We start from the raw sequence: 4,668 nt of genomic DNA on the forward strand, positions 1-4,668 counted from the left end.
GCTGCTGATCATCTGAAATCAAACATCGAGTTTATTACTAAAGCAGTGCGAACAAACCATCGAGCATTTGATTACGCCAATGATAGTTTAAAAAATAATTCATTGATGAAAGAGCAAATTTTAAGCATTGTATTAAATTATGAATACGCCACTAAAAATAACAGCAGATTTCATGTATTTAAGTCCAGATTCCATCAAGAGAATCCTTTAAATGTAAGACTGGCGATGCCTTAAAAACCGCTATTCTTAAAGAATTTAAACGTTCTCTTGAAGGGCAAACAGAAGAAGAGAGGGCCGAGATTGTAAAAACATTTAAAAGTAGTGATGAATACAAATTACTTTGTACTGCGCAAGGTTTTGTTTCGTCTTTTTTTCAATTAACTACGTCCTCTGCTGATGCTGTTGAAAAGATAATTGCTGACGCTGCTGAAATGAACAAAAAAGGGCCATCAATAGGATCTTAGGACGCGGTTATTATTATCATTAATTTGGCCACACCAGGTGTATCTGTGTGCGCTGCATCAAATTGTTTAATTGTCAGATTGTATTTATCATTGATTTTAGCCAACCATTGCATGAACAGTCTGAAGGGAACCCTATCAAAGGTCAACTGGATGTCTCCGGTTCCTGTCTGTTGTAATTGATAAGGTAACTTAAGCGTTTCATTATTTTTGAGTTGGGTAGCCAACAACGTAAGCAATTGACTATTACCGACAGACTGTTTCGTTTTCGTTGCATGAGCTTTTTGCCTTACTGTTTTCATCCAGGCCAGGGTTTCGCTTTTCTCAATGCGTTGTGATGATTGCAATGTGACTTTATTACTCAATGGGATATAGAGGAACTGGTAATAACAATAGATGGTCAACGTTAATACGGCACCGAGTACCATCCATTTTTCTCTTTCATTGAGCGAATTTATATAGGATTTCACGTTAGCTCCAGGGTTGCCACAACGTGCTGTTCACGAGTAGTTGCTTGTGTCTGTCTTACTTTTAATTGTAATGACTTCAGTTTATTTTCAATTTCTTCCAGACTTGAAAAGTCCGCACTCACCAGCGTTACAATCAGTGTTTTATTTTGATAACGAATGTCTTCAATTGTATGCTCACTTTCATTTACACCTTCGGCGAATTGATTCAATAAAAACCAAAAGCGAGATTGCTTATCTGAGGTATTATTACTAAGGAGTTGGCTAATACGGAATTTGGGGCTAATGACCTGTTTTGCTTCTGGAAAAAATTCACGATAAATAGTAGCAATTTGGTCATCCAGGACTTTATTTTGTTTCTTTAACGAATGTAAGGACAATGCATTCACGAATAAAAGCGACAATAACCACAAACAGCCCATTAGGGCTGCGAGCTTATATCCTTTGCTAACCCAGTCAGAAGTATTTCCATGCAGCATATCACCTTGACACAGGTTCAATGGTTTGGACTCAAATAGTTTTTTGGCAATCCAAGCGCAGGAGCTTTCACTGTTTTTAGGCATTGATGTTTCTGCTATTATTTTGCTGTCTGCAAAGAACAATGCCGGGTCTTGAGGATGGTTTTTGAGATACGTTAGTGCAAGGTCACCAGAAAGGGCTCCCTTAAAATCCTCATTATTTACTAAAAGTACTGATTCCGTAACCACTAATTCATGAGAAGAAAGAGCAAACCAATCAAGGGTTATTGCTTCATAATCAATATTGTGTTCATTCAGCGTATTGATTATGAATTGAATTCTTTCTTTGCTAATGATGGTAATCAGATAATGATTATTTTGAAATCTTAGTTTATCAAAGGCAAAATGAAGTTCTTCAACGGGTTGCGCGACTTTTTCTTCAAGAGCAAAAGGGATGGCAATCCGAGCTTTGCGTTCAGGAAGCCAAGGCAGTTCAAGATCAAGCAGACTTGCATGGGTTGCAGTTTCAACAATCAGGGTACTGCAATCAGATTGTAATGTTTCTATTTCAGAAAAGCTTCGTTGAGCTGGTGGGGAGAGTAGCTCCCCACTGCTTGTCATTTTTAAACAAAAGCAGCCATTGTCATCAAGATGTTGAGTAAACAGGAAACATTTATCCATGAGTCAGGCTCTTTAGTTATCGTTGTTAATGCTGCTATTTTGTTACAGTATATCCTATTGATTATAAATTAGAATCATACATAAGCCCTATGTTTTTTTGCATTTTGTGCTACCCACTGCTGTTTTAGTTGTTGCGACAACAGGTAGACTACTAATGCATATTGAGAGCTTGAGTTGTAACGGGTAATTACAAAGAAGTTAGGATAAGCAAGCCAGTATTCTTTTCCTTCATCCGTAACAAGTTCAATGACACCTGCACGTCCAGGATGATTTTGCGCAGCAGTTATTGGTTTAATCCCGGATTCTACCAGTTGAGCATAATTATAATTAGCTGTTCTGGGATTCATCTGAATGCGTTTGGATTTCCAGCCAGATACTTTAGCGGGTTGAGCAACACCACCATTTAATTTCCACCCGTGTTTATTGAAATAATTGGCGATACTTCCAATGGCATCTGCATTGTCTGCAACTAAATCTCGTCGCCCTTTATTATTAAAGTCAACTGCATAATAGCGGTAGCTGCTTGGCATGAATTGTGGTTTACCCATTGCTCCGGCATAAGAGCCTTTGTAATAAGTTGCAGGAACTTTATGCTCACGGCAAAGCAATAAATATTCTTTTAATTCTTTTGTAAAATAAGGTGATCGTTTGGGATAGTTAAAGGCCAGAGTAGCTAGTGCATCTAATACGCGATTATCTCCTTGACGCTCGCCATATAAGGTTTCAACACCTAAAATAGCAACAATAATTTCAGGAGGAACACCATATCTTTTTTGTGCTTTTTCTAACGATTGCTTATTTGCAGCCCAGAAGTCCAAGCCACCTTGTACTCGTTTAGCTGTTAGAAACAGGTCTCTATAAACATCCCAGTTTTTCTTTTCAAAAGGCTTTTCCATTGATTCAATAATCTGAGGCTGAATCACTACCTGATTCAAAGTATCTGTTAATTGCTTTTTATTGAAATGATGCTGCTTTACCATGCTGTCTATAAAAACCTGAACGTCTTTACGTTGAGTAAGTGCAGAATCTGAATAGCTAGAAAACGAAATAAGAATTAATAATGAATAACCTAGCCAAATAATTGGTCGCATGGTGCATCCTATGTTGAAGCGAAACACAGAATTTTAGTGAAATTATAAGTTATTAGCAAATTTTCTTTACAAAATGAATCAAGTAGTCCACAAAAACGACAGAATTAGCATCGCCTACTTTCTGCACGGCTACATTTAAGATAGACTTATGCAATTTGCTAAAAGGGTTATTCAGTTGAGCGACTTAAATCGAATTCGTAACTTTTCAATTATTGCCCATATCGATCATGGAAAATCCACTTTGGCCGATCGATTTATTCAAATATGCGGCGGATTAACCGAGCGTGAAATGAGCTCTCAGGTGCTTGATTCTATGGATATTGAGCGCGAGAGGGGCATTACCATTAAGGCACAATGTGTGTCATTAAACTATACAGCAAAGGACGGTAAGACCTATCTGCTCAATTTTATTGATACCCCAGGCCATGTTGATTTCAGCTATGAGGTTTCTCGTTCTCTTGCTGCTTGTGAAGGGGCTATCCTGGTTGTCGATGCAGCACAAGGAGTTGAGGCGCAGACCGTTGCCGTTTGTTATACAGCTATCGATCAATCGTTAGCCGTACTTCCTGTTTTAAATAAAATTGACTTGCCCCAGGCAGAACCAGAGCGTGTCATTGCTGAAATTGAAGACATTATTGGTTTGGATGCACATGAAGCAATAAGAGTCAGTGCAAAAAGCGGTATGGGAGTTGAAGATGTTCTTGAAGCCTTGGTTGCCAGCATTCCTCCACCGGAAGGCACTATCGATGCTCCACTGCAAGCGTTGATTATTGATTCATGGTTTGATAGTTATTTAGGGGTTGTGTCTTTGGTTCGTATTGTTAATGGCTCAATACGAAAGGGCGATAAAATGAGAATAATGTCAACTGGCCGTTCCTATGAGGTTGATCAGGTTGGAATATTTACTCCAAAGAGAACACGGCTTGATGTACTAAATGCAGGTGAAGTGGGTTATGTTGTCGCAGGTATTAAAGAAATCCAAGGAGCGCCAGTAGGGGATACTCTGACTCTTGATAAAAACCCATCAGATCAGCCTTTACCAGGTTTTCAGCGTGTAAAGCCTCAGGTTTATGCGGGTTTGTTTCCTATCAGTTCTGATGATTTTGAAGCATTCAGAGAGGCATTAGCCAAATTAAGTTTGAATGATGCTTCTTTATTCTATGAACCAGAGTCTTCAGAAGCACTTGGTTTCGGATTCCGCTGTGGATTCCTGGGCATGCTGCATATGGAGATCGTTCAGGAGCGTTTGGAGAGAGAATATAATCTTGATTTAATTTCTACAGCTCCGACTGTAGTTTATAAAATTCTGACTCAGAAAGGTGAGTCGCTGTTGATTGATAATCCATCTCATCTGCCTCCATCACCTCAAATTAAAGAAATGTATGAGCCTATAGTCAGAGCTAATATTTTAGTTCCCCAAGATTATTTGGGTTCAATTATTACTTTGTGTGTTGAGCGTCGCGGAGTCCAGGTCAGCATGACTTACAGTGGACGTCAGGTATCTGTTTCT

The 4,668-nt window shown here is 38.8% G+C and carries 6 protein-coding genes; 3 read left to right on the forward strand and 3 right to left on the reverse strand.

The window, feature by feature from the left end:
* Both Q0495_RS14970 and Q0495_RS16860 read left to right on the forward strand, forming a co-directional pair.
* Window positions 1-234, forward strand: a 234-nt coding sequence (locus Q0495_RS14970) for a DUF4116 domain-containing protein (protein WP_298627711.1), incomplete at its 5' end; no start/stop codon positions are given.
* An 8-nt stretch (window positions 235-242) separates the two neighbouring features.
* Window positions 243-464, forward strand: coding sequence for a hypothetical protein (locus Q0495_RS16860; protein ID WP_367274441.1), 222 nt, complete (start codon window positions 243-245; stop codon window positions 462-464).
* Here Q0495_RS16860 and lspM read toward each other — a convergent pair.
* The 3 genes from lspM to mltB all read right to left on the reverse strand — a co-directional run bounded on the left by lspM (window position 461) and on the right by mltB (window position 3,158).
* Window positions 461-931, reverse strand: a complete 471-nt coding sequence (gene lspM, locus Q0495_RS14975; RefSeq protein WP_298627713.1) for a GspM family type II secretion system protein LspM — start codon at window positions 929-931, stop codon at window positions 461-463. The genes Q0495_RS16860 and lspM overlap by 4 nt on opposite strands.
* A complete protein-coding gene (gspL, locus tag Q0495_RS14980) occupies window positions 928-2,067 on the reverse strand; it encodes a type II secretion system protein GspL (protein ID WP_298627715.1) in 1,140 nt (379 codons plus the stop codon). The genes lspM and gspL overlap by 4 nt, the downstream gene beginning before the upstream one ends.
* 74 nt (window positions 2,068-2,141) lie before the next feature.
* The gene (mltB, locus tag Q0495_RS14985) at window positions 2,142-3,158 is read right to left on the reverse strand and encodes a lytic murein transglycosylase B (RefSeq protein WP_298627717.1); all 1,017 of its coding nucleotides are present in this window, start codon (window positions 3,156-3,158) and stop codon (window positions 2,142-2,144) included.
* A 148-nt stretch (window positions 3,159-3,306) separates the two neighbouring features.
* Here mltB and lepA point away from each other — a divergent pair.
* On the forward strand, window positions 3,307-4,668 hold a 1,362-nt coding region (gene lepA, locus Q0495_RS14990; protein ID WP_298627718.1), incomplete at its 3' end, for a translation elongation factor 4.

The organism is uncultured Legionella sp. (assembly GCF_937871865.1).
GTDB lineage: Bacteria > Pseudomonadota > Gammaproteobacteria > Legionellales > Legionellaceae > Legionella.

Coding starts and splice junctions, on each gene's coding strand:
- gspL (WP_298627715.1), bottom strand. CDS start 2,067: ATGGATAAATGTTTCCTGTTTACTCAACATCTTGATGACAATGGCTGC.
- mltB (WP_298627717.1), bottom strand. CDS start 3,158: ATGCGACCAATTATTTGGCTAGGTTATTCATTATTAATTCTTATTTCG.